General features: G+C 28.6%; 2 protein-coding genes. One reads left to right on the top strand and one right to left on the bottom strand.

Annotation, left to right across the window (positions count from 1 at the left end; genetic code table 11):
* Positions 1 to 462: 462 nt before the first annotated feature.
* The gene (locus tag QZZ51_RS16500; RefSeq protein WP_291871691.1) at positions 463 to 621 is read right to left on the bottom strand and encodes a hypothetical protein; all 159 of its coding nucleotides are present in this window, start codon (positions 619 to 621) and stop codon (positions 463 to 465) included.
* Between the two features lie 347 nt (positions 622 to 968).
* Here QZZ51_RS16500 and QZZ51_RS16495 point away from each other — a divergent pair, with 347 nt between their 5' ends.
* The gene (locus QZZ51_RS16495) at positions 969 to 1,877 is read left to right on the top strand and encodes a hypothetical protein (RefSeq protein ID WP_291871689.1); all 909 of its coding nucleotides are present in this window, start codon (positions 969 to 971) and stop codon (positions 1,875 to 1,877) included.
* Positions 1,878 to 2,478 lie beyond the last annotated feature (601 nt).

Raw genomic sequence — 2,478 nt, 5'->3', positions numbered from 1 at the left:
TGTGGAAATGCACCCCAAAACTAAATATATTCATGTCGGTTATTTTAACATAATTTACGAAATATTTATCAATTATGAGTATTTACGGACAATCAATAATTCATTAAAAAAATTGAGACTATCATATTCCTTCAAAGAAAAAAGAAGGTGATTTTTTTCATATAGTAATTGAGAATATAATGTATTCTTATTATTCTTTAAAAAAAATAAAGATTTGTTTATTGCATTAAGCCTCTTATTAAATGCCAGGTTTTTATCCTTAGAAATATTATGATAATAAAGACTACTGTCATTTAATTCTTCTGCTGTGGAAGAATTATCCTCATATACCATATTACAGGAAAAAAACAGACTAATAAAAAATAAAATTACGCACTTTTTCAAAAACAATACTTTTGTTTAAAAGTATTCAAAAAAGGGCTATAGACCATAGTATAGCCCAAATAATATAGATTATTTTAATTAATTCTCTGGTGGTGGCGGTGGCGGAACATCTCCATCATCGCCTTCCGTTGCTTGTGTTTCGTAAAGAGTATCTGTATCCGCGATAGAATCGCTTGTGCAAGAAAATAAAAACGTATTAAAAACTAGTGCCATAACGGCTATCATTACTTTTTTCATAATATTTTGGTTTAAAATCTAGACATACCTATGGCTATCCAAATTGTTTAGATATTTTGCAATGCTTTATCGCAGTAAAAAAAATAAAGAGACGTCTCTCTTGGTTTTGAGAAGTAAAAATCTAAATGCAGTGGTGCTTAACTTACTTCTCTACTGAGTTAATAACCAACCGCATTACAGATTTCCGTAACAGCTTATTTTGTACATTTATTATGTTAGCATTTCATAACAAGAACTTGCTGATGATGCAAAGTTACTTAGGGCTTAAAGCCTCGTTTATAAGTAATTCCAAAAATTCCAAGAGTTCCTATAAATTCCAATGAAATACCAACAATACCAACCAAACCATGGAAATAAAGACTAGTGAGAGTTATCAAAAAAAGATTCTAGAAAAATATAAAAAGGAAAAAGGGGGAGAAATGAATAGCTTCTTAATGGAGCCTACTACTAGACAAATTAGAGAAGCTTGCATGTATTTATTAGAAAAAAGAAGCTCTAAGGATGACAACTATATACTAAATCGCTTTTTTCAATTTAAGAATGAAGAAAATAAATGGCGGGAAATTCAAAATTTTGATGCCAATAAATTTAGACCTATAGTTAATTTTTTAAAGAATAAGGCTAAAAAAACAAGTCCCGAGAATATAGAACTTATCAGTTGGTTAATTGATTTTAAACCGAGGCCATTACAAGAGTATTTAAAGTCTAATTTTTCGGATATAGATCAGAACGAATTTATTGAAAACAAGAAATCTATTGATTATAAGAGAGAATTAATTGGAAGTAAAAATGAAGAGATTGGCAAAGAAAATCAGAAGAAGATAAAAACTTTTATTATTTTAATTACTATTGCTTTTACAGCTGTTTTTCTTATAGTGATAGCTCCTAAAATTAAAATTTTAGGAGCTATCACTATGAAAGAAGATAATAAATGTATGACATGGGCAAAAACGCATTATGAAAAAGTTTTATGCACCAAAAAATTCAATACTAAAACAGAGCCTATAGACCCAATTAGATTGGCTAATTTTAAAAAAGTAGAAGTAAGTATGGCTACCTCATTCTTTAATGAGGATACCAACCAACCACTCCTTTGGTACTATAAAAATAAAAAAGGAGAAATTGAATATTTTACGGCACCTGGATTACATCCTGTACATGGAGAGACGTTAAAAAAAATAACCGAAACCATTATAAACAAATACGTACCAGAGCACACCTTTAAAGAAACCTCCTTTTTAAAAGAAGCAAATTAGTTTGTATAAAATATATACAGCTTTCCGTAAATCTAAGTTTTAATGAAAAATTAAGATTTTAAATTACCTAAAAAACACATGACAACTATCATGTTTTTTAAAAAAATTAATTGACAAAAGTCCTTATATCAGCATTCTACCTTTACAATATACCCTGTAAAAAACTTACTGTATTTTTAAGGTAATAAATACCCACTAGTGGGTATTGTATCCCTAATTTTTGATTTTTACTTTCGCGGTCATAAAATTTACACGCAACCGATAGTCCTAAGCATACTACTATAGAAACTATTTAATTTCTAACTAGTATTCTTAGAACAAAAGCAATAACATATTACCCTTTACTAAAAAAACTTAGATAATACTCGGGGGAACTATTACTAGGAAAACAAGTAAAGGGTTTATTTTTCTTTTCTTTGTTAAAGAATACACCTCTATTCTAATTACAAAAGTTATTTAATCTAAAAAAGACTATTTTAGTGGCCTCTTAAACAAAAGCTAATCAATCTTTTAATCGTTTATAGGACTTTGCGCCAAGAGAAAACAATCGATTACGGTATATGTTTTTTATAAAAAAAGCAACTATACCCTATCATTGTAC

Origin of the sequence: Maribacter sp. (assembly GCF_016744255.1) — a bacterium.
Lineage (GTDB): Bacteria > Bacteroidota > Bacteroidia > Flavobacteriales > Flavobacteriaceae > Maribacter_B.
This window is presented reverse-complemented; position numbering and strand designations above follow the sequence as displayed.